Source organism: Paenibacillus sp. P46E (assembly GCF_001909095.1).
Lineage (GTDB): Bacteria > Bacillota > Bacilli > Paenibacillales > Paenibacillaceae > Paenibacillus_AQ > Paenibacillus_AQ helianthi.
The window spans coordinates 1-1209 of sequence record NZ_LVYZ01000115.1 but is presented as its reverse complement, the minus strand read 5'-3'; the positions used below and the strand labels follow the sequence as shown (position 1 = coordinate 1209).

1 protein-coding gene is annotated in these 1209 nt (G+C 31.3%); it reads left to right on the top strand.

The genetic code is table 11. The features are described from left to right. Positions 1-78: 78 nt before the first annotated feature. Positions 79-1209, top strand: a 1131-nt coding sequence (locus A3849_RS31940; protein ID WP_143191965.1) for a hypothetical protein, incomplete at its 3' end; no start/stop codon positions are given.

The following is a 1209-nucleotide window of genomic DNA, read 5'->3' as shown; positions in this document are numbered from 1 at the left end:
AGGTTGAAATCAGTATATCAATACTTATCAAAAATTGCGGGATTTGTTGAATTTCCTATTCTAGTAGAGGAAAAGAATATGAAGAAACTAATAATCCACCCGAATGTTTGCAAAGGAAGGAATTTTGAACAAATTAAGTTGAAGTATAGTGATTATGAGGTTGAATATATTGATTTATCGTACAACAAAAGTGTTTTTCTTCCCCAAGATATAAGACATGTAAAAGAATTTTTTTCAGAAGAGGCATTTTCATTAGAAGAAGATATTGGCATCGATGGAATAGAGGGAGTTATTTCTTTCATAGTACCCAAAGAAGAGAAGGGGAATTTTATTTATGAGGATTACCATGGGACATGGATCGAAGAAGAGCCTAACACTGAAAGAAGGTTAAGTCTTAGAGTTGATGGTAATAAAAATATCATGGAGATTTCCACGAGTTGTAGGATAGATCCTACATGTTCTGTGTATAAAGATGGGATACTAGTTTCTGATGTTATTGATTATGGAGACTTCAAGCCAGGAACTATAAAGCCTAGAATAATTATTAACGTTAAAGATCCTAAAAACGAAATAAATATATCGAGAACCTTTTTTACTAAAAAGGAGGATATTTCTGAACGGGTAACTCATAAAGTGTGGGATTTTTTAATTCAGCGTTATTTAACTGAATTTAGAAAAACAGATCCGTTAAGCGCTTATAAGCTCCTCGGCAAAATCATTACAGTCTATGGAGTTAGTGGAAAGTATATTTTGGAACGTGTTCCGGCAAATAAATTATTTCAACCTATTTTGGGGATGAGAGGAAAGTATATTTTTCTGAGTCTTGAAGAACTTAAAGGACAGCCTGTATATGATTTATTAGGAATGTCTTCTGAGATGGATAGTACATGGTTAAAAAATATTGGTTCTACTAGAAACTATAGGGGGGGCTACAATTCGTGGATTGGTGAAAATATAGTAATTACCGATAATGAATATGGTACAAATTATTATACTCGTAAAAATGTGGACTTTTTAAATAAGTTTATTAACGATAATTATTTTTGTGCTCAAGTGGACTTTATAGATTTTGGTTTTGATAATATCATGCCATTAATGCAAAGAAAGTGGGTTCTAAATTCAAATTTTTATGATGAACTAAGTAACAATCAATTTAATGATGTTTTAATGAAAATGAAGGAAATGGAGACTGAACTATCACAAAAAGAA